This window comes from Bradyrhizobium sp. RDI18 (assembly GCF_043203335.1).
GTDB lineage: Bacteria > Pseudomonadota > Alphaproteobacteria > Rhizobiales > Xanthobacteraceae > Bradyrhizobium > Bradyrhizobium retamae.
In genome coordinates this window covers 4,475,442-4,499,548 of the sequence record NZ_JBICRN010000008.1, presented here as the reverse complement: position 1 = coordinate 4,499,548, position 24,107 = coordinate 4,475,442, and the positions used below count along the sequence as shown (strand labels likewise).

At 62.4% G+C, this 24,107-nt stretch carries 25 protein-coding genes and 2 pseudogenes; 14 read left to right on the top strand and 13 right to left on the bottom strand.

Annotated features, from left to right (window positions below; genetic code table 11):
• Positions 1-5 precede the first annotated feature (5 nt).
• On the top strand, positions 6-467 hold the full coding sequence (locus ACFXS9_RS30855) for a nuclear transport factor 2 family protein (protein WP_392695470.1): 462 nt from the start codon (positions 6-8) through the stop codon (positions 465-467).
• A 3-nt stretch (positions 468-470) separates the two neighbouring features.
• Here ACFXS9_RS30855 and ACFXS9_RS30850 read toward each other — a convergent pair whose 3' ends face one another.
• A complete protein-coding gene (locus tag ACFXS9_RS30850; protein WP_392695468.1) occupies positions 471-1,793 on the bottom strand; it encodes a histidine kinase in 1,323 nt (440 codons plus the stop codon).
• 113 nt (positions 1,794-1,906) lie between these two features.
• Here ACFXS9_RS30850 and ACFXS9_RS30845 point away from each other — a divergent pair, with 113 nt between their 5' ends.
• Complete coding sequence (locus ACFXS9_RS30845; protein WP_392700107.1) at positions 1,907-2,551, top strand: response regulator; 645 nt, start codon at positions 1,907-1,909, stop codon at positions 2,549-2,551.
• A 158-nt stretch (positions 2,552-2,709) separates the two neighbouring features.
• The gene (locus tag ACFXS9_RS30840) at positions 2,710-2,922 is read left to right on the top strand and encodes a hypothetical protein (RefSeq protein WP_392695465.1); all 213 of its coding nucleotides are present in this window, start codon (positions 2,710-2,712) and stop codon (positions 2,920-2,922) included.
• Between the two features lie 258 nt (positions 2,923-3,180).
• Here ACFXS9_RS30840 and ACFXS9_RS30835 read toward each other — a convergent pair.
• A pseudogene (locus tag ACFXS9_RS30835) lies at positions 3,181-3,276 on the bottom strand (LysR family transcriptional regulator); the annotation flags it as partial.
• 243 nt (positions 3,277-3,519) lie between these two features.
• Here ACFXS9_RS30835 and paoA point away from each other — a divergent pair.
• From paoA to ACFXS9_RS30795, 8 genes are all read left to right on the top strand, one after another.
• Positions 3,520-4,170 (top strand): aldehyde dehydrogenase iron-sulfur subunit PaoA, encoded by a 651-nt coding sequence (gene paoA, locus ACFXS9_RS30830; RefSeq protein ID WP_392695463.1) that lies wholly within the window; start codon positions 3,520-3,522, stop codon positions 4,168-4,170.
• Positions 4,167-5,117, top strand: coding sequence for an FAD binding domain-containing protein (locus ACFXS9_RS30825; RefSeq protein ID WP_392695461.1), 951 nt, complete (start codon positions 4,167-4,169; stop codon positions 5,115-5,117). Before paoA ends, ACFXS9_RS30825 begins: the two co-directional genes overlap by 4 nt.
• A 17-nt stretch (positions 5,118-5,134) precedes the next feature.
• Positions 5,135-7,339 carry an aldehyde oxidoreductase molybdenum-binding subunit PaoC gene (paoC, locus tag ACFXS9_RS30820; protein ID WP_392695458.1) on the top strand — a complete coding sequence of 735 codons (2,205 nt, stop codon included), beginning with the start codon at positions 5,135-5,137 and terminating at the stop codon, positions 7,337-7,339.
• Positions 7,340-7,510: 171 nt separating this feature from the next.
• Positions 7,511-8,779: a lipoprotein-releasing ABC transporter permease subunit gene (locus ACFXS9_RS30815; RefSeq protein WP_392695456.1), complete on the top strand. Its 1,269-nt coding sequence runs from the start codon at positions 7,511-7,513 to the stop codon at positions 8,777-8,779.
• Between the two features lie 346 nt (positions 8,780-9,125).
• Complete coding sequence (gene thrC, locus ACFXS9_RS30810) at positions 9,126-10,544, top strand: threonine synthase (protein WP_392695454.1); 1,419 nt, start codon at positions 9,126-9,128, stop codon at positions 10,542-10,544.
• Positions 10,541-11,830 carry a M16 family metallopeptidase gene (locus tag ACFXS9_RS30805; RefSeq protein WP_392695452.1) on the top strand — a complete coding sequence of 430 codons (1,290 nt, stop codon included), beginning with the start codon at positions 10,541-10,543 and terminating at the stop codon, positions 11,828-11,830. The genes thrC and ACFXS9_RS30805 overlap by 4 nt, the downstream gene beginning before the upstream one ends.
• Positions 11,831-12,046: 216 nt before the next feature.
• Positions 12,047-12,634 (top strand): GNAT family N-acetyltransferase, encoded by a 588-nt coding sequence (locus tag ACFXS9_RS30800; RefSeq protein ID WP_392695450.1) that lies wholly within the window; start codon positions 12,047-12,049, stop codon positions 12,632-12,634.
• Positions 12,635-12,734: 100 nt separating this feature from the next.
• Positions 12,735-13,373, top strand: a complete 639-nt coding sequence (locus tag ACFXS9_RS30795; RefSeq protein WP_392695447.1) for a hypothetical protein — start codon at positions 12,735-12,737, stop codon at positions 13,371-13,373.
• Positions 13,374-13,425: 52 nt separating this feature from the next.
• On the opposite strand, the gene ACFXS9_RS30790 is transcribed toward ACFXS9_RS30795, so the two are convergent.
• The 5 genes and pseudogenes from ACFXS9_RS30790 to ACFXS9_RS30770 all read right to left on the bottom strand — a co-directional run bounded on the left by ACFXS9_RS30790 (position 13,426) and on the right by ACFXS9_RS30770 (position 16,018).
• Positions 13,426-13,911, bottom strand: a complete 486-nt coding sequence (locus tag ACFXS9_RS30790) for an ATP F0F1 synthase subunit B (protein ID WP_392695444.1) — start codon at positions 13,909-13,911, stop codon at positions 13,426-13,428.
• A gap of 4 nt (positions 13,912-13,915) precedes the next feature.
• Positions 13,916-14,452: pseudogene (locus tag ACFXS9_RS30785) on the bottom strand (F0F1 ATP synthase subunit B'); the annotation flags it as partial.
• An 82-nt stretch (positions 14,453-14,534) separates the two neighbouring features.
• Complete coding sequence (locus ACFXS9_RS30780) at positions 14,535-14,765, bottom strand: F0F1 ATP synthase subunit C (protein WP_291602905.1); 231 nt, start codon at positions 14,763-14,765, stop codon at positions 14,535-14,537.
• A gap of 56 nt (positions 14,766-14,821) precedes the next feature.
• Positions 14,822-15,577, bottom strand: coding sequence for a F0F1 ATP synthase subunit A (locus ACFXS9_RS30775; protein WP_057845468.1), 756 nt, complete (start codon positions 15,575-15,577; stop codon positions 14,822-14,824).
• A gap of 69 nt (positions 15,578-15,646) precedes the next feature.
• On the bottom strand, positions 15,647-16,018 hold the full coding sequence (locus ACFXS9_RS30770) for an AtpZ/AtpI family protein (RefSeq protein ID WP_392695440.1): 372 nt from the start codon (positions 16,016-16,018) through the stop codon (positions 15,647-15,649).
• A 275-nt stretch (positions 16,019-16,293) separates the two neighbouring features.
• Here ACFXS9_RS30770 and ACFXS9_RS30765 point away from each other — a divergent pair, with 275 nt between their 5' ends.
• The 3 genes from ACFXS9_RS30765 (at position 16,294) to ACFXS9_RS30755 (ending at position 18,148) form a co-directional block, all read left to right on the top strand.
• Entirely contained in the window at positions 16,294-16,917 is a 624-nt protein-coding gene (locus ACFXS9_RS30765) for a 2-hydroxychromene-2-carboxylate isomerase (RefSeq protein WP_392695438.1), read from the top strand.
• A 65-nt stretch (positions 16,918-16,982) separates the two neighbouring features.
• Complete coding sequence (locus ACFXS9_RS30760) at positions 16,983-17,522, top strand: hypothetical protein (protein WP_392695437.1); 540 nt, start codon at positions 16,983-16,985, stop codon at positions 17,520-17,522.
• A 152-nt stretch (positions 17,523-17,674) separates the two neighbouring features.
• The gene (locus ACFXS9_RS30755) at positions 17,675-18,148 is read left to right on the top strand and encodes a secondary thiamine-phosphate synthase enzyme YjbQ (protein ID WP_392695434.1); all 474 of its coding nucleotides are present in this window, start codon (positions 17,675-17,677) and stop codon (positions 18,146-18,148) included.
• Positions 18,149-18,639: 491 nt separating this feature from the next.
• Here ACFXS9_RS30755 and ACFXS9_RS30750 read toward each other — a convergent pair whose 3' ends face one another.
• The 6 genes from ACFXS9_RS30750 to ACFXS9_RS30725 all read right to left on the bottom strand — a co-directional run bounded on the left by ACFXS9_RS30750 (position 18,640) and on the right by ACFXS9_RS30725 (position 24,057).
• Positions 18,640-20,289 (bottom strand): MFS transporter, encoded by a 1,650-nt coding sequence (locus tag ACFXS9_RS30750; RefSeq protein WP_392700105.1) that lies wholly within the window; start codon positions 20,287-20,289, stop codon positions 18,640-18,642.
• 225 nt (positions 20,290-20,514) lie between these two features.
• Positions 20,515-20,883 (bottom strand): hypothetical protein, encoded by a 369-nt coding sequence (locus ACFXS9_RS30745; protein WP_392695431.1) that lies wholly within the window; start codon positions 20,881-20,883, stop codon positions 20,515-20,517.
• Positions 20,884-20,978: 95 nt separating this feature from the next.
• A complete protein-coding gene (locus tag ACFXS9_RS30740) occupies positions 20,979-21,302 on the bottom strand; it encodes a hypothetical protein (RefSeq protein ID WP_392695429.1) in 324 nt (107 codons plus the stop codon).
• Entirely contained in the window at positions 21,299-21,718 is a 420-nt protein-coding gene (locus tag ACFXS9_RS30735; protein ID WP_392695427.1) for a hypothetical protein, read from the bottom strand. The genes ACFXS9_RS30740 and ACFXS9_RS30735 overlap by 4 nt, the downstream gene beginning before the upstream one ends.
• Before the next feature lie 70 nt (positions 21,719-21,788).
• Positions 21,789-23,765 (bottom strand): sodium:solute symporter family protein, encoded by a 1,977-nt coding sequence (locus ACFXS9_RS30730; protein WP_392695425.1) that lies wholly within the window; start codon positions 23,763-23,765, stop codon positions 21,789-21,791.
• A gap of 13 nt (positions 23,766-23,778) precedes the next feature.
• Complete coding sequence (locus ACFXS9_RS30725) at positions 23,779-24,057, bottom strand: DUF4212 domain-containing protein (protein WP_392695423.1); 279 nt, start codon at positions 24,055-24,057, stop codon at positions 23,779-23,781.
• Positions 24,058-24,107 lie beyond the last annotated feature (50 nt).

Sequence of the window (24,107 nt, the reverse complement as noted above, 5' to 3'; positions counted from 1 at the left end):
GTTCAGTGTCCATTCACGACGATCGCCATACTCCGTCACCCGCGTCAGCACTCGGGACAAGGTATGACAACGTGGATGGGATCGCGGAATTGGCTGATGATTTCGATCAGGTAGCATTGGTGGTCGACTGGCTGGACGCGTGCCGCAATCGCGACCTCGCGACATTGCTCGACCTCTATGCCGCTGACGCGATGGCCGAATGCCGGTGCGGCGAGGCCAAGGTCAGTGAAGGCCGCGCCGGACTCGAATCCTACTGGCGGCCGCGCCTCGATGCGATCGCACCCACCGCATTCGGGCTGGAGGAAATCACGCCGACCACTGACGGCGTCGTGCTCGACTACCTTAGTCACGAAGGCGCGCCCGTCCGCATCGCATTCACCTTTTCGCGCGACGCCAAGATCCTGCGCACTACCTGCGCCCCCTTGGGCCAAGCGTTGCGCCGGGAAGTTGTCGCCGTTGGCGACTGATCGTTAACTCCGTTCTGCGTGTTGCGAATGTGAGGCGGAATCGCCCGCTGGAAGCCGGCAACGAACGCTGGTGCGCCCTGCCTCGCGCAGCAGCTCAAGCGTCCCGCTCAGCGCCCGGACGCGCTCCAGCATTCCCGTCAGTCCCCGGCCGAACATCCGATCTGCCGGAAAGCCGATGCCATCGTCGGATACTTCCACGGTCACTTCGCGCTCGTTGATGCCTGCGGCGACATGCATCGACTTCGCTTTGGCGTGGCGGAGCACATTTGTCACCGCCTCCTGGATCACGCGATAGACCGTCTGCGACAGCAGGCCATCGACCTCGTTCAGATCAGCGTCGATCTGCGACGTCACTTTGAGATCAGGCGACTGCGCCTTCGCATTCCGCAGCAGCGTCTGGATGCTCTTCTCCAGGCCGAGCTCCTGAATGTAGAGCGGCCGCAGGCGGTCGAGGATGCGGCGGTTCGCCTGCTGCAAGGTTTCGACCGACTGCAGAATGCCATCGGCCGCGCCCCTCAGCTCCGCGTTCGCGGGCGGGATGGTTTCCAAGAGCGCCACCGTGTTGGCGCGGATCCCGAACAGCAGCGGCCCGAGTTCATCATGGAGCTCGCGCGCCATATCCTGCCGCTCGTCATCCTGCAGCGACATGATACGGCGCAGCAGGCTGCGATTATCCTGGCTGAGGCGATTGAGGGTGCGGGCTAGTTCGTTGGCTTCCTGCGCGCTCCTGCGGACCTCGGGCGGACCGGCAGGGGAAATTAGCTGTTCGTAATTCCCCGTTCGCATGCGGGTCAGGCCGTCGCCCAGATTCTGCAGCGGTACCAATGCTGAGCGCACGGTGAAATGGGCAATCGCCCCCGTCAGCAGCATCAGGACAATTCCGGAGCAGGCGATCGCCAGAAATCCGATCCACTTTTCGTAGATGTCGGCGGACATGTCCGGCGCAAATACGATATCGCCGACCTGCTTCCCCTCGACCATCACGGGGAAGGCTGTCCCGATTTCGGGGATGGCGAGGAGGTGGACGAACCAGTCAGGCACCGTTCCCAGGGGAGTCTGCACCTCGGGAGGGTAAACATCGAGGTCGGTCCCGAGCCGCCGAAACCGGATTGTTTCCGATATTCCAAGTGATTGCACGAACGCATCGAGGGTTGCTTGCGGATTGGCCGAGACTCGAAGCGCAGCGTTGAGCGCCGTCGCGACCGTTCTGGCCGAGCGAGTCCCTGGCCGGGCCTCCTCCACAAGTTGCGCAGAGGCAAAGATCTGGAGCGAAACGGCTCCGGCCAGCAGGGCGGCCACGAACATCAGGCCGAGCGGCAGCAACAACCGCGTTCTAAGAGAAAGCCTTTCCCAGATTTGCACTATTTTAGTTCCCGCAACCCAAGATTTCTCTTTTCAAATATCGCCAACCGCTTATTTATCCCGAAAGGGGATGGATGATGCAAAATTCCGCCAGATCGGCAACGAAGGTATTGATCGTCGACGACCATCCGGTGGTCCTGTCCGGTTGCCGTTCGCTGTTCGCCTCGGACAATTCCGTCAAGATCGAGGAGGCTACCGACGCCAAGTCCGGCCACCGCGCCTACACTGCCAGGAAGCCCGACGTCACGGTTATCGACATCAAGCTTCCCGACGTTTCCGGTTTCGAGCTGATGCGGCGCATCCGCAAGGACGATCCGGGCGCGCGGATCATCATGTTTAGCATGAATGACGATCCGGCGTTCGTCGTTCGCGCCATCGAGATGGGCGCGCAGGGCTATGTTTCGAAGGGCGACGATCCTCGGATGCTGGTAAGGGCCGTCCGCAAGGTGGCCGCGGGCGAGAATTTCATTTCACCGCAACTGGCGGAGGCGGTGACGTTTTCAGGTGCGTCTATCAAGGCCAATCCGGCATCGCTGATGACACCGCGCGAGCTGGAAATCCTGCGGCTGTTAGGCCGCGGCGACAAGATCGTCGAGGTCGCCGACGCGCTGGAGATTTCTTACAAAACGGTCGCCAACACCACCTCGCTGCTCAAGCAGAAGCTCGGCGCCAAGAACCATTCGGACTTGATCCGGATCGCGGTCGAGATGGGGCTCGGCTGAACGGCGCGATCCGTTCGCGCCGCTGCAATTCGCGTATCACCCACAAGTCGATTTTGTTCCGCTGCGACCAAGCAAGAAGGATGAAGCGGATAGTCTGCCGCCAGTTGACGGGAAAAATAGGCAAAGTAACCTTGCGGAGCATTTGCAAGGAGAGCTGGATGAACAGCCCCGATATCGCAGAAGCCGCCTTTGCACGGGCCTGGAGCGTCTACCGGCTGATCCACAGTGGTATCGACGAGAACGATGCACGCCGTGCCGGCCTGCAGCGCTTCATCCGACAGCGCTGCATGACGGGCGAGACCGACACGGAGCTGCTGGCGGTCGAGGGGCTGAAATATCTCAAAAGCCTGGAACGACCCCAAGAGGACTAGTTCGCCGCCGCCTGGTCCGACGGGTCATCGTTAGATCGGGAAAAACTGGAACAATCGATTCGCTCGCGCGTTGCCGGCATCATTGGAGCCTTACCCGGATGGCGGCCGAAACCAGCATGGAAACCATGAAGGTCTGCACAAATCAGTGACGGACCCTTCCAGGAGAGAGGGCTGCAGGTTCGCCTGCGGCCCTTTTGTCGGCCCGGTAACAAGCATCAGCGCCGGTAACCCAGCGCCTCAACCAGCACAGCAAAGGCGGCGTGAAACACCGGGCTGCGCCGCCGTCCGGGTGAAGCTTCTTTCGCGCGCCACTGCAAGGAACGCGGTGACATCGCTGAAGTTTTGCCGCGCCATTCATGAATGCAGTTCATAGGTACAAACCAATTCTACGATCTAATAGAGCGCGCCTGCGGCTGCTAGATGTTGGGCTCGGCGCCGCTCGTACCGTCGCGCTCTATCAAACGTGAACGCCGGCCAGGAACAGCCGAAACGCGGCGCAGTTACAGGAGCGCAGCCAGATATTTCACGCGGGCAGCGGTAAAGACCGCGCCCTGCCTCGAACGTGATCCGGGCGAAAAGCACAAACGGGAACATGACATGAAAAGTCCGAGCGACTTCGAATTATCGCGGCGTAAACTGTTGGCGGGAAGCGCCGCATCGATAGCGCTGACGGCGGCGCCATCTATCGTCAATGCGCAAGTGCCTGCCGTGGAGGCTGCCGTCGCTGACGTCTCTGCCGTATGGAAAGTTTCCTTCACCGTGAACGGAACGGCGCGCGGCCTCACGTTCGACCCGAGAACCACGCTGCTCGACGCGCTGCGCGAGCACCTGCATCTCACCGGCACCAAGAAGGGCTGCGATCATGGCCAGTGCGGCGCTTGCACCGTCATCGTTGGCGGAAGGCGGATCAATTCCTGCATGACGCTAGCCGTGATGCACGAAGGCGAGCGCATTACGACCATCGAGGGGCTCGGCACGCCCGAGAACATGCACCCGATGCAGGCCGCTTTCGTCAAGCATGACGGTTACCAATGCGGCTATTGCACGCCGGGACAGATTTGCGCGGCCGTTGCTGTGCTCGACGAGATCAAGGCCGGCATCCCGAGCCACGTCAGTGCCGATCTGAACGCGCCGCCGCAACTCAGCAATTCCGAGCTCCGCGAGCGCATGAGCGGCAACATCTGCCGTTGCGGCGCCTATTCCAACATCGCCGAGGCAATATCGGAAGTCGCCGGGAGGCCCGCATGAGATCATTCACCTACGAACGCGCCCGCACGCCGGCTGAGGCTGCGGCTTCCGCGATGCGCAAGCCGGATGCCAAATTCATCGCCGGTGGCACCAATCTCCTGGACCTGATGAAACTCGAGATCGAGACGCCGGCCCATCTGATCGATGTCAACGGCCTTGCACTCGACAAGATCGAGTCGACGCAAGAGGGCGGACTACGTATCGGCGCGCTGGTGCGCAACACCGATCTCGCCGCGGACGCGCGGGTGCGGCGCGACTACAGCGTATTGTCGCGCGCGCTGCTCGCCGGCGCCTCGGGGCAATTGCGCAACATGGCGACGACCGCAGGCAATCTGCTGCAGCGAACGCGCTGCCCTTACTTCTATGACACCAATCAGTCCTGCAATAAACGGAAGCCCGGCAGCGGCTGTGCGGCGATCGGCGGCTTCAGCCGCCAGCATGCCGTCGTAGGCGCAAGCGAAGCCTGCATCGCGACCCATCCGAGCGACATGGCGGTGGCGATGCGCGCGCTCGATGCCACCGTCGAAACCGTGCGGCCCGACGGCGCGACGCGAACGATCCCGATTGCCGAATTTTACCGTCTGCCCGGCGATACGCCGCATATCGAAACGACGTTGATGCCGGGCGAGTTGATCACGGCGGTGACGCTGCCAAAACCCGTCGGTGGCAAGCAGATCTACCGCAAGGTGCGCGACCGCGCTTCTTACGCCTTCGCGCTGGTATCGGTGGCTGCGATCGTGCAGCGCGACGGAACGGGGCGTGTCGCGCTCGGCGGCGTCGCGCACAAGCCATGGCGCGTCGAAGCGGCCGAGGCCCAGATGCCGCGTGGCGCCAAGGCGGTGGTTGCACAGTTGCTCGCCGACGCCAGGCCGACGCGGGAGAATGCATTCAAGCTGGCGCTGGCCGAACGCACGTTGGGTGCCGTGCTGGTTGAAGCGAAAGGCTGATCCGAAAGGTTTGATCAATGAGATTCGAAACCGCTGCCACAACCAATCCGATCGACCAGCTCAAGGTCGTCGGTAAGCCCGCCGATCGCATCGATGGTCCGCTCAAGACCACGGGGACCGCGCGTTATGCCTACGAGCACCATGAAGGCGTTTCAAATCCGGCTTACGGCTACGTGATCGGCTCGGCCATCGCCAAGGGCCGGATCACCGGTATAGATCTCTCTGCCGCCAAGTCGGCACCCGGCGTGCGCGCCATCGTCACGGCTGACAATGCCGGCAAGCTCGGCAAGGGTGACCGCAACACTGCGAAGCTGCTCGGCGGTCCCGACATCGAGCATTATCACCAGGCGATCGCGCTCGTGGTTGCCGATACCTTCGAGCAGGCCCGCGCCGCCGCGGAACTCGTCCGCGTCGACTATGTCCGAACGGATGGCGCCTTCGATCTCGCGGCGGTCAAGGACATTGCCAAGCCCCGGCCCGTATTCGGCGGTCCGGCCGATACCGCGGTCGGTGATTTTGCCGATGCGTTCACCGCAGCGCCGGTCCAACTCGACGCCAGCTACACCACGCCCGATCAGGCGCATGCGATGATGGAGCCGCATGCCTCGATCGCCGCCTGGAATGGCGACAAGCTCACGCTCTGGACCTCGAACCAGATGATCGCCTGGGGAGTGGGGGAGGTGGCGAAGACGCTGGACATTCCGAAGGAGAACGTTCGCCTGATCTCGCCCTTCATCGGCGGCGGCTTCGGCTCAAAGCTGTTCGTTCGCTCGGATGCATTGCTCGCGGCACTCGGCGCACGCGCAACCGAGCGGCCCGTGAAGGTGGCGCTGCCGCGGCCTTTTGTCTTCAACAACACCACACATCGCCCCGCAACGATCCAGCGCATCCGCATCGGTGCGGCCAGGGATGGCAAGATCTCGGCCATCGGTCATGAAGAGTGGTCCGGCAATCTGCCCGGCGGCAGGCCCGAGGGCGCGGTCGCCCAGACGCGGCTGCTATATGCCGGCGCCAACCGCATGACCGCCACGCGGCTCGCCGAGCTGAACTTGCCCGAAGGCAACGCCATGCGCGCGCCGGGCGAGGCATCGGGCATGATGGCGCTTGAAATCGCGGTTGACGAAATGGCCGAGCGGCTCGGCATGGATCCGATCGAGTTCCGTATCATCAACGATACCCAGGTCGATCCGGAAAGGCCTGAGCGGCCGTTCTCGCAGCGCCGCCTCACCGAGTGCCTGCGGACAGGCGCGGAGCGCTTTGGCTGGACCAAGCGCAATCCGCAGCCGGGCAGGGTCCGCGATGGGCGTTGGCTGGTCGGCATCGGCGTCGCTGCCGCGTTTCGCAACAATTTGCTGACGAAGTCGGCCGCCCGCGTGCGGCTCGACAACAACGGCGTTGTAACCGTCGAGACCGATATGACCGACATCGGCACCGGCAGCTACACGATCATCGCGCAGACTGCGGCCGAGATGATGGGTGTGCCGATGGAGAAAGTGGTGGTGCGTTTGGGAGACTCGACCTTCCCGGTGTCATCAGGCTCGGGCGGACAATGGGGCGGCAACAACTCGACCGCAGGCGTTTATGCCGCATGCGTCAAGCTGCGCGAGGCGGTCGCGCAAAAACTTGGTTTCAACTCGGCGGAAGCGGAGTTCGCTGATGGAGAGGTTCGCTCGGGTAATCGCCGCGTGCCGCTGGCGCAGGCCGCGGGCGGTAGCGGCCTTGGTGCCGAGGACGGCATTGAGTATGGCGACATCGACAAGAAGTATCAGCAATCGACCTTCGGCGCGCACTTCGTCGAAGTCGGCGTCGATCCCGCCACGGCCGAGATCCGTGTGCGCCGGATGCTTGCGGTCTGTGCCGCCGGCCGCATCCTCAATCCGAAGACCGCGCGCAGTCAGGTGATCGGCGCGATGACCATGGGCGTTGGCGCGGCGCTGATGGAGGAACTCGTCGTCGACGAGCGCGCTGGCTTCTTCGTCAACCATGATCTCGCAGGGTACGAGGTCCCGGTTCACGCCGACATTCCGCATCAGGACATGATCTTCATCGACGAGACCGACCCGATGTCGTCGCCGATGAAGGCCAAGGGTGTCGCCGAGCTCGGCATCTGCGGTGTGGCGGCGGCGGTCGCCAACGCCGTCTACAACGCCACCGGCGTCCGCGTGCGCGACTATCCGATCACGCTCGACAAGCTGCTGGAGGAAATGCCGGACGTCGGCTGAGCTTGAGCGAAGGTTGAGCTTGAGCGAACGCGTATTGAACTTCGAGGCTTGGCCGGGGCATCCGCAGGGGAAGCGCCACCCGATCTGGCATGGCAGGAATATGGCGGTGGATGAGAACCATTCTTCAAAGCTAGCGCGCCAATCGTTCCAAAAACGCGCTATGAATGGACCATGGAGAATCCGCGCCCCCTGCCGTTCTCGGCATTCGAATGGCTGCTGTCCGGGCGCTACTTGCGGGCGCGTCGCAAGGAAGGCTTCATTTCCGTTATCGCCGGTTTTTCCTTCCTCGGCATCATGCTCGGCGTTGCGACGCTGATTATCGTGATGGCGGTCATGAACGGCTTCCGCAAGGAACTGGTGGGCAAGATCGTCGGCCTGAACGGCCACCTTCTGGTGCAACCGCTGGAGCAGCCGTTGACGGACTGGGAGGACGTCACCGAGCGCATCAGTCAGGTTCCAGGCATACGGCTCGCCGTTCCCGTGGTGGACGCTCCGGCGCTGGCATCGTCGGCGCACAACGCCTCCGGCGTGCTCGTTCGCGGCATTCGTTCCGACGATCTCAACAAACTTGCCGCGATCGCCGGCAACATCCAGCAGGGCTCGCTGGAAGGATTCGACCAGGGGCAAGGGGTCGCGATCGGACGCAGGCTTGCCGATCAGTTGTCGCTGCGTGCCGGCGACAACATCACGCTGGTCGCGCCAGATGGCGCAGCGCGGTCGAAGGGCACGATGGCGCGGATCAAGCCGTACAGGGTTGCGGCGGTGTTCAGCATCGACATGTCGGAATATGATTCCGTCATGGTCTTTCTGCCGCTCGCCGAGGCGCAGGCCTATTTCAACCGCGCCGATGACGTGAGCGCCATCGAAGTTTTTATCGACGGCAGCCCTGACCGGGTGGACAGCTTCCGAAGGCCGGTAGCCGACGCTGCGGGACGGCCGATATTCCTCGTCGATTGGCGACGGCGCACCTCGGCCTTCTTCGCCGCACTTCAGGTCGAACGCAATGTCATGTTCCTGATCCTGACCTTGATTGTGCTGGTTGCCGCGCTGAACATCGTGTCGGGCCTGATCATGCTGGTGAAGGACAAGGGCAGCGACATCGCGATTCTGCGCACCGTGGGCGCCTCGCGAGGGGCGATCATGCGGATATTCCTGATCGCAGGTGCTGCGATCGGCGTGCTCGGCACGGTGACCGGACTGCTCGTCGGCATGCTGGTTTGCCTGAATATCGAAACGATCCGGCAATTCCTGTCCTGGCTCACCAATACCGAGCTGTTTCCACCAAAACTCTACTTCTTGTCGAAGCTGCCGGCGGAGATCGATTTCGGCGAAACCGCCGCCGTCGTGGCCATGGCATTGACGCTGTCATTGCTCGCGACGCTCTATCCATCCTGGCGCGCCGCGCGGCTCGATCCGGTCGATGTGCTTCGATATGGGTGAGGGCGGCGCGGGGCCGCCACTCGTCATTGCGAGCGCAGCGAAGCAATCCACTCCTCCACGTGCTGCGCGATGGATTGCTTCGCTCCGCTCGCAATGACAGGGAGGGAACCCCTGAATTTCAAAACTACGCACTGCCGACGCCGCTACCTAACCCTCTCCCGCAAGGAGAGAGAGCGCCCTTTTTTGAACGACTGGCAGTGATTGAAGCGATAGGCCCCGTAGCGCTCTTTTCGTTCCCCTTGGCCACAAAACCCATTATGGTGCGCCCTCGCTTCGCGCTTGGCGAAATCTAATTCATGGCTAATATCAAAGGCTTGGCACAGGGCTTGCGCCTTTGGAGGGTGGTTTGACGCGCTATATTTCGACGCGGGGGGAGGCCCCCGTCCTGGGTTTCTGCGATGTGATGCTGACCGGGCTCGCCCGCGACGGCGGCCTCTACGTGCCTGAGGTCTGGCCGCAATTATCGAGCGAGACCATCGCCTCCTTCTTCGGCCGGCCCTATTGGGAAGTTGCCGTTGACGTCATCAAGCCGTTTGCCGCGGGCGAAATTTCCGACGCCGATCTCGGCCGCATGGCGAATGAGGCTTATGCGACGTTCCGCCATCCCGCGGTGGTGCCGCTGAACCAGGTCAGCCCCCATCAATTCGTGCTGGAGCTGTTCCACGGCCCGACGCTGGCGTTCAAGGACGTCGCGATGCAGTTGATCTCGCGGCTGATGGATCACGTGCTGGCCAAGCGCAATCAGCGCACCACCATCGTGGTCGCGACCTCAGGCGACACCGGCGGCGCCGCGGTCGATGCGTTTGCCAATCTCGACAATGTCGATCTTGTCGTGCTGTTTCCGAACGGGCGTATCTCCGACGTGCAGCGGTGGATGATGACGACGACGGGCGCGTCCAACGTGCATGCGCTGGCGATCGAGGGCACCTTCGACGACTGCCAGGCGATCCTGAAGGCGATGTTCAACCATCACGGTTTTCGCGACGCGGTCTCGCTGTCGGGCGTCAATTCGATCAACTGGGCGCGGATCGTCGCGCAGGTGGTGTATTACTTCACGTCGGCGGTGGCGCTCGGCGCGCCCGCGCGTACCGTGGATTTCACTGTGCCAACGGGAAATTTCGGCGACATCTTTGCGGGCTACGTGGCGAAGAGGATGGGCCTGCCGGTGCGCTGGCTGCGCATCGCCTCCAATGTCAACGACATCCTGCCGCGCACGCTCAAGACCGGCATCTATGAAGTCCGCGAAGTTCACGCCTCGGCTTCGCCCTCGATGGACATCCAGGTCTCCTCGAATTTCGAGCGGCTGTTGTTCGAGGCGAGCCGCCGCGACGCCGACAGCGTCCGCCGGCTGATGGCCTCGCTAAAGCAGTCCGGACGTTTCGTGCTGCCGGATGCCATGCTGGCGGCGATCCGCGAGGAGTTCGACGCCGGCCGCGCCGACGAGACCGAGACATCGGCTGCGATCCGCGCCGCCTGGCGCGAGGCCGGCGACCTCGTCGATCCCCATACCGCGGTGGCGCTGGCGGTGGCCGATCGCGATACGTCGGACTCGAAGATCCCCAACATCGTGCTGTCGACCGCGCATCCGGCCAAGTTCCCCGATGCGGTGGAAGCCGCGTGCGGCGTGCGTCCGCAACTGCCGGCCTGGCTCGACGGCCTCATGACCAAATCGGAACGCATCACGGTGATGAAGAACGATTCAGCCGAGGTGGAGCGGTTCGTGCGCTCGGTCAGCCGCGCCGCGAAGCAAGGAGTTGCCGGATGAGCGTTGATGTCACCAAGCTGCCGTCCGGCCTGACCGTCGTCACCGACACCATGCCGCATCTGGAAACCGCGGCGCTCGGCGTCTGGGCCGGCGTTGGCGGTCGCGACGAAAAGTCGAACGAACACGGCATCTCGCATCTTCTTGAACACATGGCTTTCAAGGGCACGACGCGGCGCTCCTCGCGCGAGATCGTGGAAGAAATCGAGGCGGTCGGCGGCGACCTCAATGCCGGGACCTCGACTGAGACCACGGCCTATTACGCGCGGGTGATGAAGGCCGACGTAGCGCTGGCGCTCGACGTGCTCTCCGACATCCTCACCAATCCGTCCTTCGTGCCGGATGAACTCGAGCGCGAGAAGAGCGTCATCGTGCAGGAGATCGGCGCGGCGCAGGATACGCCCGATGACGTCGTGTTCGAGCACCTCAACGAGCTGTGCTTTCCGGATCAGCCGATGGGCCGGTCGCTGCTCGGCACCGCGAAGACGCTGAAGAATTTCGATCGCGACATGTTGCGCGGCTATCTCGCGACGCATTACCGCGGCCCCGACATGGTGGTGGCGGCCGCCGGCGCGGTCGACCACAAACGCGTGGTGGAGGAAGCGGCGCAGAAATTTGCCAGCTTCGACGCCACGCCGGCGCCGAAGCCGCAACCTGCGATGTTCGGCAAGGGCGGCTCGCGCGTGGTACACCGTGACCTCGAACAGGCGCATTTGACGCTGGCGCTCGAAGGCGTACCGCAGACCGACCTGTCGCTGTTCTCGCTGCAGGTCTTCACCAACACGCTGGGCGGCGGAATGTCGTCGCGGCTGTTCCAGGAAGTGCGCGAAAAGCGCGGCCTGTGCTACTCGATCTACACCTTCCACGCGCCCTATACCGACACCGGGTTCTTCGGCCTCTACACCGGCACCGATCCCGGCGACGCCCCGGAGATGATGGAGGTCATCGTCGACGTCATCAACGAATCCGTGGAAACCCTGACCGAAGCCGAGATCGCTCGCGCCAAGGCGCAGATGAAGGCGGGGCTGTTGATGGCACTGGAAAGCTGCTCGTCCCGGGCCGAACAGCTTGCGCGGCACGTGCTGGCCTATGGACGGCCGCTGACGGTGGAGGAACTGGTCACCAGGATCGATGCGGTCTCCATCGAATCGACCCGCAACGCGGCGCACGCACTATTGTCCCGCAGCCGGCCGGCCGTTGTCGCGCTTGGCAGCGGAAGGGGTCTGGACACGGCGGTGTCTTTTGCGGAAGGATTGACGCGGTCGAAGGCGAAAACGCTCCTACATTAAGATTGTTAACCTCGCCCCGCTTGCGGGGAGAGAGCATAGGCTGCCTTTCGGCGGCCGTACTTGGCAAACGCCGAGGCGACAGCCTCGGCTACGGCGAAGCGCCGGGTGAGGGGCTCTCTCCGCGGATACGGCTCGTGGAGAGAGCCCCTCACCCCGATCCTCTCCCCCGCAAGAGCGGGGGCGAGCGAGGGCTAGTTTGGGCGGGAGAGAGTGGGCATGGCCCTGTTTCGTTTGCCAACCAGCGGACCGGCTGCGCTCATGCCGCGTGGCCATGGCCTCCTGCTGCGAGCTCCCCAGATGGCGGACTTCCCGCAATGGGCGCAATTGCGCGAACAAAGCCGGACCTATCTGACGCCATGGGAGCCGATCTGGCCGTCGGATGATCTGACCCGCGCCGGGTTCCGCCGCCGGCTGCGGCGCTACGCCGAGGACATCGCCGCCGACCGCTCCTATCCCTTCATCATCTTCCGTGAGCGTGATGGCGCCATGATCGGCGGCATCACGCTCGCTAATGTCCGCCGCGGCATCGTGCAGGCCGGGACCATCGGATATTGGGTCGGCGAGCCTCACGCCGGCCGCGGCTACATGACCGCGGGGCTGCGGGTGCTGTTGCCGACGCTGTTCGGTGAGCTCAATCTGCACCGCATTGAGGCGGCCTGCATTCCCTCCAATACGCCCTCGATCCGGGTTTTGGAGAAGTGCGGCTTCACCCGCGAGGGGCTGGCGCGGCGCTATCTCTGCATCAACGGCATCTGGCAGGACCATCTGCTGTTCGGCCTGCTGCATGAGGATTTCCGCGGCTGAGCCGTTGATTTCTAAGCCTTTTGGGTGCCTTGGGTTCGCCGCCATTGGGCTGCTATAAGGCCGCGGGAATAGACGATGATGGGGATGGCAGGGACGTCGCATGGGTGACAATCGTTTGCTCAGGGTAGCGATCGCGGCTGCGGTCGCGGGCGGGCTGGCTTGCACGATGGCCACGGCGGCATCGGCGCAATCGCTGACCGATCGTTTCAAGAGCCTGTTCGGGGGAAAATCGGACGAGCCGGCCACAGACGCGCCTGCCGCGCCGGTACCGCAGGACACCGGCGATCTGACCTGTCCGCCGGTCACGGTCCGGTCAGGCGCTTCCACCTACGCCGTCGCGGCGCCCGGCAAGCAGCCGGTCGGCAACGACCTGCGGTTCCAGGCGACGATCAGCAAGATGGCCCGCGAGTGCAGCCTCAATGGCGGCGTGATCACCGCGCGGATCGGCATTCAAGGGCGCGTTATCGCAGGCCCCGCCGGCGCGCCGGCTTCGGTCCAGGTCCCCATACGTGTCGCAGTGGTGCACGGCGGCATATCTGAGAAGACCATCGCCACCAAGGCCTACCAGACCACGGTCAACATGACCGAAAGCGGCAGCGAGCCGTTCACGCTGGTGGCCGAAGATCTCACCTATCCGGTACCGCCCGGCGCTGACGGCGACAGGTACATCTTCTATATCGGCTTCGACCCGCAGGCTCTGAAGCCCGAGCGCCCGGCGCCGAAAAAGAAGAGGCAATAAAAAAGCCGGCGCGATCGTCTCGCGCCGGCTTTTGATCGATGGTGGAAAGCGCTCAGTTCAGCTTGGCGCGAACCTCGGCAATGCCCTTGGCCAGCAAGTCGTCGGCGACCGAGCCCTTGACCGACTGCGACAGGATGGTCGAGGCGGCTTCGACCGCAGCGTTGGCGGCGGCGGCGCGGACGTCGGCCAGCGCCTGGGCTTCGGCAAGCGCAATCTTGCTCTCGGCGGTCTTGGTGCGGCGGGCGACGAAGTCTTCCATCTTGGCCTTGGCTTCGGTGGCGATACGCTCGGCTTCGGCCCTGGCGTTGGCGACGATCTCCTCGGCCTCGCGCTCGGCGCTGGCGCGGCGGGTCTGGTACTCGCCGAGCAGCTTGGCGGCCTCCTCTTTCAGACGGCGGGCGTCGTCAAGTTCGGCCTTGATGCGTTCGCCGCGATGGTCGAGCGCCGTTAGCACCGTCTTGTGGATGCCGAGATAGGCAAACAGCACCATCAGGATGACGAAGGCGATCGCGACCCAGGTTTCCGGTTCGGTGAACATCGGTCTATCCCTTCAACGAAGCATCGACGGCTTTGCTCACCGTCTTGCTGTCGGGCAGCACGCCGGTGAGGCGCTGGACGATCGCGCCCGCCGCATCCGCTGCGATGCCGCGGACATTGCTCATCGCGGCTTCCCGCGTCGCCGCGATCTGCTTCTCGGCGGCGGCAAGCTTGGCGGTGAGCTGGTCTTCCAGCGTCTTGCGCTCGGCTTCCGCGGCCGCATTCAGTTTCTCGCGGGTTTCGCTACCGATGGCCTGGGCGCGGGAGCGGGCGGCGGCGAGGTCGGTCTCATATGCTTTCAGCGCCGCGTCCGACTCATCCTTGAACTTCTGCGCCGCCGCCAGATCGCCCTCGATCGCGTTCTGACGTGCGTCGATCACGCTTTCGACGCGCGGCAGCGCAAAGCGGGACACGATCACATAGAGCGCGACGAACGCGATGGCGAGCGACACCAGTTGCGAAGCAAACGTGCTCGACTCGAACGGAGGAAATCCTCCGCCGTGTCCGCCGTCGGCTTCGGTATGGGCGCCGGTGCCCTTGGCCGGGGTACCAGGACTTTTTCAGCCACGGGGGTCTCCTGTTGCTGTCAGCGCGCCGCCCGGAGGCGGCGCGAGTGGGTGCAGCTCAGAGCGGAACGAACAGCAAGAGCAGCGCGATCAGCAGCGAGAAAATGCCGAGCGCTTCGGTCACGGCGAAGCCGAAAATCAGGTTGCCGAACTGGCCCTGGGCCGCCGAAGGATTGCGCACGGCAGCGGCGAGATAGTTGCCGAAGATGATGCCCACGCCGACGCCCGCGCCGCCCATGCCGATGCATGCGATGCCCGCGCCGATAAGTTTAGCTGCTGCCGCTTCCATTTCTATAGCTCCTTGAGGGGTAAGACAAAGGTGTGGGTGGAAATTCCCCGGACCGCTTAGTGTCCCGGATGAATGGCGTCGTTGAGATAGATGCAGGTCAGGATCGCGAACACGTAGGCCTGCAGGAACGCGACCAGGAGTTCGAGCGCGGTCAGCGCTACCGTGAGCGCCAGCGGCAGCATGCCGCCGACCCAGCCGAGCGCGCCGAGCGACACGCCGAGCATTGCGACGAAGCCCGCGAACACTTTCAGCGCGATGTGCCCGGCCAGCATGTTGGCGAACAGACGTACGCTGTGGGAGACCGGCCGCAGGAAGAACGACAGGATTTCGATGAACATGACCAGCGGCAGGATGTAGATCGGCACGCCGGAGGGCACGAAAATCTTGAAGAACTTGAAGCCGTTCTTGTAGAGCCCGTAGATCAGGACGGTGAAGAAAACCAGGAAGGCCAGCGCCGCGGTGACGATGATGTGGCTCGAAACCGTGAACGTGTAGGGAATAATGCCGATCAGGTTCGAGATGCAGATGAACATGAACAGCGAGAAGATCAGCGGGAAGAACTTCATGCCCTCCGCGCCGGCGGTAGAGCGGATCGTCGAGGCGACGAATTCGTAGGAGATTTCCGCGATCGACTGCAGCCGCCCGGGAACCAGTTGCCGTCCTGCCATGCCGCCGATCATCAGTAGCGAGATCACCGCTACCGAGAGGAACATGTAGAGCGAGGAGTTGGTAAAGGCGATCGTTTGGTTGCCGATATGGCCGATCGTGAAGAGGGGTTCGATATTGAACTGGTGGATCGGGTCGATTTTCATCCGCGCGGCTCTTTATCCACCGGCCTGGCCGGCAATCGAATTTCAAATGTCGTGACTTCCCGTCGATGCTCAGCGTCTGCGGGAAGCTACGCCTGCAGATCTCACCACGTTGACCACACCGGCAGTGAAGCCGAGCAGCAGAAACACGATGAAACCGAACGGCGATGTCGACAACAAACGGTCGAACCCCCAGCCAATCGCCGCCCCGACGACAACGCCCGCAACCAACTCCGAGGAAAGCCGGAAACCCAGCGCCATCGCAGATGCTCTGGCAGCCCTGTCTCCGCTTTCAGTTCCGGGTTGATCAGTCCTGAGTTTCCGGCTGTCACGAATTTCGGACAACCGTTGATCCAGACTTCCGAGCCTTGCGGAAAGCGCAGCTTCGTCAGACGACGGCTGATCGCGATTCCCACTTGCGTTGTCGTTCTTGTCTTTGGCCATGCCCAAGACTCTAAACGATGCCAACGGTTGATGGAAATTACACCCGTCACCCTTGAAAGCCGCGCGGACCATACTTACCGCGTCTAATCAAGTCAAGATTACGCAATAACCAGCTAGTGCCTTGATTTTTCTGGAATTATTCGAATGTCGTCCGCTGCCCTGTGGACCTGCGATCGCAGTGCAGCAGTATTGCCACAGGGATCGATCTTGCGCGGATTTGGGCGGTCTGCTGGGATATCCCAAGCGAAGCGAAAATCCCCGTCCCTGGAGCCCGCATGCCGCGTCAGGTCGATTACTACTTCTCGATCCAATCGCCGTGGGCCTATATTGGCCATCAGCCCTTTCGTGACCTCGTAAGTACTTACGATCTCAAGGTTAATTACAAGCCGGTGGTGCTGGTCGATCTGTTCTCGGAGACCGGTGGCTTGCCCTTGATGAGGCGCCATCCGGTGCGGCAGCGCTACCGGATGGTCGAATTGCAGCGCTGGCGCGACAAGCGCGGACTGAAATTCCACCTGCAGCCGACGAACTGGCCCTTCAATGCGCGTCTGGCCGATGGCGTCGTGATTGCGGCGCTGGAGGCCGGCCTCGATCCCGACCGATATCTGCGACGGGCCTTTGCCGGCGTCTGGGAACAGCAGCTCAACCTCGCCGATCCCGCAACGATTGCGAAACTCGCCGATGCATCGGGGCTGCCCGGCAAGCAATTGGTGGAGCGATCGGGCTCGGAAGAAATTAGCGCAGCCTATGAACAGAACCGGCAGGACGCGCTCTCGGCCGATGTGTTCGGCTCGCCGGTCTATGTGCTGGATGGCGAGGTGTTTTGGGGGCAGGACCGCATCGAATTGCTCGGAGACGCGTTGAAGTCCGGCCGCGCGCCCTATAGCTCAGTAGTGTAAGGGGCGCCTTGAAAGCGCCCCGGCGGTCGAGGAAACCGGTACTGTCCTGAGGCGGGAGCAAGCCCATGAGCAGAGCGAAATCGTCCTCGAAATTGCCCGGCGTCACTGTGCTGGCCGTTTGTCTCGCCGGCGCCGGTCAGGCGCTTGCGGGCCCGATGCCGGAGACCGAGAACGGCCGCTACGCGCTGTCGCCGGCGGGCGATGGCGTGCTTCGCCTCGACACGCGCACCGGCGCAGTCTCGACCTGCAACAATACGGGTGCGGGCTGGGCCTGCTATGCCGTACCTGACGAGCGGGCGGCGATGGACGCGGAAATCGGCCGTCAGCAAGCCGACATCGTCCGGCTGCAGGCCGAGAATGAACGGCTCAAGGCGGACCTTGCCTCGCGCGAACCGACCGTACCGGGCAAGATCGAGGAGCCGCTGCCGAAATCAGACTCGCTGAAGAAGAGCGAGCCGAAGGTTGCCGAGGGCGAGCGCAAGATCGAAATCCCGCTGCCGAGCGACCGCGACATGGATCGCATGATGTCGTTCCTGGAGCGGGCCTGGCAGCGATTGATCGAGATGGCCAACCGGCTGCAGCGGGACGCCAGCGGCAAGATTTGACGGGTGGTTTCGACCGTCGTCCCTGCGAAAGCAGGGACCCATACGCCGCGGCCTTTCGATTTTGTACGATCAGGGTTGATATCTTCCGCAACAAGCGGCGTTGGTGGTTATGGGTCCCTGCGTTCGCAGGGACGACGGTGGAGAGACTATTCGTGAGCTCATCCAAATCCATTTCCCGAACCGCTCCCTCGTCCGTCAGCGCCACCACCATGGTGTCTTCGCTGCTGACCGTGCAGACGTCCGGCATGGGATTCACCGACCTCACGGCTGAAGTCGCAAAATTCGCCCGTGACGCACATGCGCGCGAAGGCGCGGTGACGCTGTTCATCCGTCACACCTCGGCGTCGCTGACCATCCAGGAAAATGCCGATCCGACCGTGCTGGTCGATCTGGCCACCGCGCTGAACCGGCTTGCGCCCGAAAACGCCGGCTGGCGTCATGACACCGAGGGGCCCGACGACATGCCTGCGCACATCAAGACCATGCTGACCGCGACCTCGCTGCACATCCCGGTTTTGCAGGGCGCGCTCGCGCTGGGTACCTGGCAGGCGATCTATCTAGTCGAGCACCGCGCCCGGCCGCACCGGCGCGAGATCGTGCTGCAGTTTACCGGTGCGACGAGCTAGGAACTGAATCGCCGCAAAGCGACCGCAGCCGAATTGAGATCAGCGATTGGATTGCATATAGGCAAGCCCCGCGGCGCATGCACCGAAGGTAAGCGCCCAAAGCAGGCTTGAATCAAGCGACGCGTTCAGCCCATACCGCTGCAGCAGGAAAATGAAGGCGGCCGCCGCCGCGGTGTGCATAGCGATATAGCGCCAATGTTTCATTATCCTACTCTGCCCTTTCGAGAGGCCGTGTCATCAATGTCTAGCCTGATCACGGGTACCAAACAACGGCACTTCGCCCACTGGGTCGTCTCGCTGCGATGCCGTTGCCCTGAAACGCGAAACCGGATCGCGAGCGTCGATCGTGCGACTGGGTACCGCGGCTGCCGCACGTGAGATTGCCCCGCAGGTGTAGATGAGCAGTTCAAAAATAACCGGCCGCGGAGCGATCCGCGGCCGGCTTGGTTGGGAGTGTGGTATCGCCGCGGCTGTTGCCGTCGGCGAAACCGTTACTTGGTGATGTCGACGTCCTTGGTTTCCGGCAGGAAGAACAAGCCGACGACCGCGGTGATCGAAGCGAAGATGATCGGATACCAGAGACCTGCGTAGATGTCGCCGGTCGAGGCCACGATCGCGAACGAGGTCGCCGGCAGCAATCCGCCGAACCAGCCATTGCCGATGTGGTAGGGCAGCGACATCGAGGTGTAGCGGATCTTGGTCGGGAACAGTTCGACCAGCATCGCCGCGATCGGCCCGTAGACCATCGTGACGAAGAGCACCAGGACGAACAGAAGTCCGATGATCGCCGCAACCTGCGGTTTGAAGATATCAAACGGGTGAGCCATCTTCACGATCTGGGCGTCGCCGGCCTTGGGGTAACCTGCGGCCTGCACCGCTGCCAGGACGGCCGGATTGGACGTCTTGGCGTCGGTGTAGGCTACGTCCTTTCCGTTGACGACGACCTTCACGCCGGAGCCTGCAGCGCCATAGCTGGTCGCGTATTTGACCGACTGCTGTGCCAGGTAGGCGCGAGCGGTATCGCATGGTGCGGAGAAGACGCGGGTGCCGACCGGGTTGAACAGGTCGCCGCAGCCCTTGGCGTCGGCCACCACCTCGACCTTGACCGATTCGATGGCCTTTTCCAGTGCCGGGTTGGCGTTGCTGGTGATCATCTTGAAGATCGGGAAGAAGGTCAGTGCCGCGATCAGGCAGCCTGCCAGAATGATCGGCTTGCGGCCGATCTTGTCCGACAGTGCACCGAAGACGATGAAGAACCCGGTGCCAAGCAGCAGGGACCAGGCGATCAGCAGGTTGGCGGTGTAGCCGTCGACCTTGAGGATCGATTGCATGAAGAACAGCGCGTAGAACTGGCCGGTGTACCAGACCACGCCCTGACCCATCACGCCGCCGATCAGCGCGATCAGTACGATCTTGGCATTGCTCCAATTGGCGAAGGATTCGGTCAAGGGAGCTTTCGAGCCCTTGCCTTCGTCCTTCATTTTCTGGAACACGGGCGATTCATTCAGCCGCAGCCGGATCCATACGGAGATGCCGAGCAGCAGCACCGAGACCAGGAACGGAATGCGCCAGCCCCACTTGGCGAATTCAGGCTCGCCGAGCGCCGTACGGGTGAACAGGATCACCAGCAGCGACAGGAACAGGCCGAGCGTTGCCGTGGTCTGGATGAACGAGGTGTAATAGCCGCGTTTGCCCATCGGTGAATGTTCGGCCACGTAGGTCGCCGCTCCGCCGTATTCGCCGCCGAGCGCGAGTCCCTGCAGCAGGCGCAAACCGATCAGAATGATGGGGGCAGCGATGCCGATGGTCGCCGCGTTGGGCAATATGCCGACGATGAAGGTCGACAGGCCCATGATCAGGATGGTGACGAGGAAGGTGTATTTGCGGCCGACGATGTCGCCGACGCGGCCGAACACGATGGCGCCGAACGGACGAACGATGAAGCCTGCGGCGAACGCCAGCAGCGCGAAGATGTCACGCGTGGCCTGGTTGAACATCGGCTGATTTGTCGCGGGATCAATGACGCCGAAGAATTGCGCGCCGATGATGCTGGCAAGCGAACCGAACAGGTAGAAGTCATACCATTCGAAGACGGTGCCGAGCGAGGAGGCGAGAATGACGAAACGCTCGTCCTTCGTCATGCCGGCGGCCTTGCCCGACGTGATAGCTACTGTAGACATTTCCGAATCGCTCCCCTGTTTTATGATCGCGAAGACGTGCGTTGCGTCAGATCACGCATTATGAATGGGGCTCACTACATGTTCGCGAAGCTTGGCCCAATAGTACTTTCGGTGGGACTGATATCGTTTTCGCGTCGTTTTGGCCGCCGCGATTGCTGATCTGCCGTTTATCTGTGCAGCTTCGGACTAAAGTCCAATGACCGAGAAGACGAGCGCAACGCTCCACATCAGGATGGAAATCTTCGCAGTCCAGAGCGCGAACAGCAGATAGGTCTCGCGCATGATCGTCGAAACCGTCCGCTGCGCGGAAGCCTGAGGCGGACGGCTCTCCTTGGGGAGGTAGAGCCACATCTCGGTACGTCGGTGATCCTTGGTCCGGGCTTCCCAGGCTTTCAAGACCAGAATCACCGTCATCAGGATGCTGAGAAAACCTCCGGCCTGGAAGGCCGAGCGCGGCAGGAATGACAATCCTATCATGACGCAGAAGATGGCGAGCGAGGCGAAGCCGCAGGCGCGCAGCACGGTTTCGTAGGCGATACGGCGCATCTCTTCCACGGTCCGCCACTCCGTCGATCAAGCAAATATGCCGGATTTAGAGAGGCCACAGCGTAGCGGCAGCGCGGCCCGTCCTCAATGCCGCGCATTGGCCGTTACAGGCCGATCCTGAGAAAGTTACCGGCCGCGGGCAGCGCGAGAAGGGCGGTTCCGGCAAGCCATATCCAGAGCGATGCGTCGCTGGATTCCGAGCCGCCGGTGATCCGCTCGTAGATCGCCGCAGGAATTCCGCCGAGGATGACGGTCGCGGTCGAGACCATCAGCGATGCGAACATCAGCGTCAGGGACAGGCTGCCAAACAGCAGCGGACCGGCGAGCATCTGCACGTACAGCAGCGTGAAAATCAGTGCGAGCTGGTTGAAGATGCCGTTGATCATCCCGAAGAACGCAATTCCGATGAAATAGAAATTGCGGTTCATGATGCCGCTCCGCCGAACCTGGGGGCGAGGTTCAGCACCAGCAACGTGTAGTGAAACACCACGCGCAGCCAGAACAACCAGACGAAGCCGAACAGCCATAGCACGGCGGGAGGAGTGATCTTCGGGGTCAAGATCGAAATGACACCGATCACGGGATCGGTGATCCGGCAAAAGAATCGCCAGATATAGTTCGGCGAATCCGCGTCGACCATTAGGCCGAGCAGGAACCGGCCAAGCATCGTGTACATCAATGCCGCCAGGATGAAGTTTGGCAGATGAAAATACCAGTAGCTGGCAAACGAAGATGCAGTATCCAAAGTCCGTTGCTCCCGCAGCGCTTCAGCAATCGATGAACCGGGATGGGTAACGACATCACGATCGTGCCCAACAATGGCAAGTGGCGACTTTCCGGGCAAGCGATGTCATGGCTTCATCGAAAACAAAACGGGGCCCGGAGGGGCCCCGTTTGCCGATATCTGGCTGCGCTCAGGTGGTCTTCTCTTCGAGCACCGTCCTGCCGCGCGGTTTGCGGATTTCGTCGACATAGGCCTGCATTTCGGCCGATGGCTCCCTGCCGAGCTTGCTGACGACGTAGATAACAGCGAAGCCGAGCGGCGCTCCCAACAATCCGCAGGCGATGTTGTTGAGGTTGAACCACCCGACCTTGTTGGCCATCGGATGGGCAAGCGTTGGGAAGCTTTCCATGGCGTTGGGCAGTGCCATGGCCTTTGCGATGTCGACCACCGGAGCCCCCGTCGCCGGGTTCAACAGCGACGTCATGCCGAAATACTTCACGCCTGCGCCCGGGAAGTACCGCGTTGTCACCAGGTAGAACAGGCAGAGGCCGAAGCCGGCAATGATGCCGCAGATGGCGCCCGTTGCCGTGGTCCGCTTCCACCAGACACCCATCACGAGGGCCGGGAAGTTACCGGCCATCGCGAGCGAGAACGCCCAGCCAACCATGGCCAGGATGTCGCCCGGCTTGGTTGCGGCCGTCGCGGCTGCGACCACCGCGACGCCCACCAGGAGAGCGCGCGCCACCGTGAGCCGACGGATGGTCGGAGCGTTAGGGTCGATCATCTTGTAGTAGATGTCGTGCGACAGCGCGTTGGCGATGGCTAGCAGCAGCCCGTCGGCGGTGGAGAGCGCGGCGGCGAGACCGCCGGCCGCCACCAGGCCCGAGATCACATAGGGAAGCCCCGCGATCTCCGGCGTGGAGAGCACGATCACGTCCGTATTGATCACGAAGTCCTGCAACCTGACGACGCCGGGATGATCGGCGATCGCCTTGCACGCTGCGACAATCGCATCGATGCTGCTTGCGTTCTTGCCGCAGATCTGGATCAGCCCGAGCTCACCCCAACTGAACAACCAGGGGCGAATGGCGGTCAGGTCACGCCCGATGATGTTGGTGTAAACCTCCAGCTTCGAGAATGCCGCATAGGCCGGCGCCGAGAAGTACAGCAGGAAGATAAACAGCAGCGACCACGCAACCGACTGACGTGCCTCACGCACCGACGGGGTGGTGAAGTAACGCATCAGGATATGCGGCAACGAGGCCGTGCCGACCATCATGCACATGATGATCGCGAAGAAGTTGAGCGGGCTGTAGTTGATGAACGGCTGGATATGCGGCTTCAGCGCTGCGGCCGTCGTCAGGCCGTTCGCCAGCATCTGTTGCTCGCGCGCGGTAATATCCACGATCGCCTGCCCGTAGGTGAGTTCCGGAATCGGAATCCCGTAATTCTTGGTGGACAGGATAATGATGGGGGTCAGGTAGGCGATGATCAGCACGATGTACTGTGCAATCTGAGTCCAGGTCACTGCCCGCATTCCGCCCAGCATCGCGCAGAGCAGAATGCCGACCAGGCCCGCAAAGACCGCAAGCTCGAACTGCATTCCAAGGAATCGCGAGGCGATAATCCCGGTGCCGTAGATTTGCGCCGTTACATAGGTAAAGGAGCAGGCCACAAGCACGATCACGCCGAGGAAGCGGGCGAAGTTGCCGCCATACCGGAATGACAGGAAGTCAGGCACGGTATAGGCACCGAACTTGCGCAGGTATGGGCCGATCAGGATCGATACCAGCACAAATCCGCCGGTCCAACCGAGCACCCAAGCGAGGCCGTCGTAACCCAGCAGGAACAGGGTGCCGGCCATGCCGACGAAGGAAGCAGCCGACATCCAGTCAGCGCCCGTCGCCATGCCGTTGTAGAAGGCGGGCACGCGTCGTCCGGCGACATAATATTCGGAGACTTCTGCTGTTCGCGTCATCACGCCGATGATGGCGTAGACCGCAAGCGTGAAGAACACGAACAGGTAGCCGAGGATCTTGTTCGGAACGCCAACCTGTTCGAGAAGCGCGAGCAGAATGATGAAAGCCAGGAACCCGCCGGTGTAGGTCCCGTACATCCTGCCGAGATTTTTGATGAAATCGGAAGTGGCAGCGCCTTGCGTGGCCATGTCGATGCTCCCCTCAATCTTCTTCGGCAAAGCCGAATTCGCGATCGATCTTGTCCTGCTGTTTCGCGAACACGAACAGCATGACCACGAACGCGATGAGCGATCCTTGCGCGGCCATGTAGAAGCCGAGCGGGAAACCGAGGATCGGAATGACGATATTGTTGAGCGGCTTCACGAACATGTGGATGACGAAGCCGAAGAAGAACCAGATGCCGAGATGCGTGAACATCAGGCGCGATGTTTTCGCCCAATGTGCTTCTTCTTTAGCTTTCAGATCGGTGGGGTTAGGCATGGGTTGCAAATCCTCCTCAAGACACCGGTCAGCAAGTGCACCGGGATTGA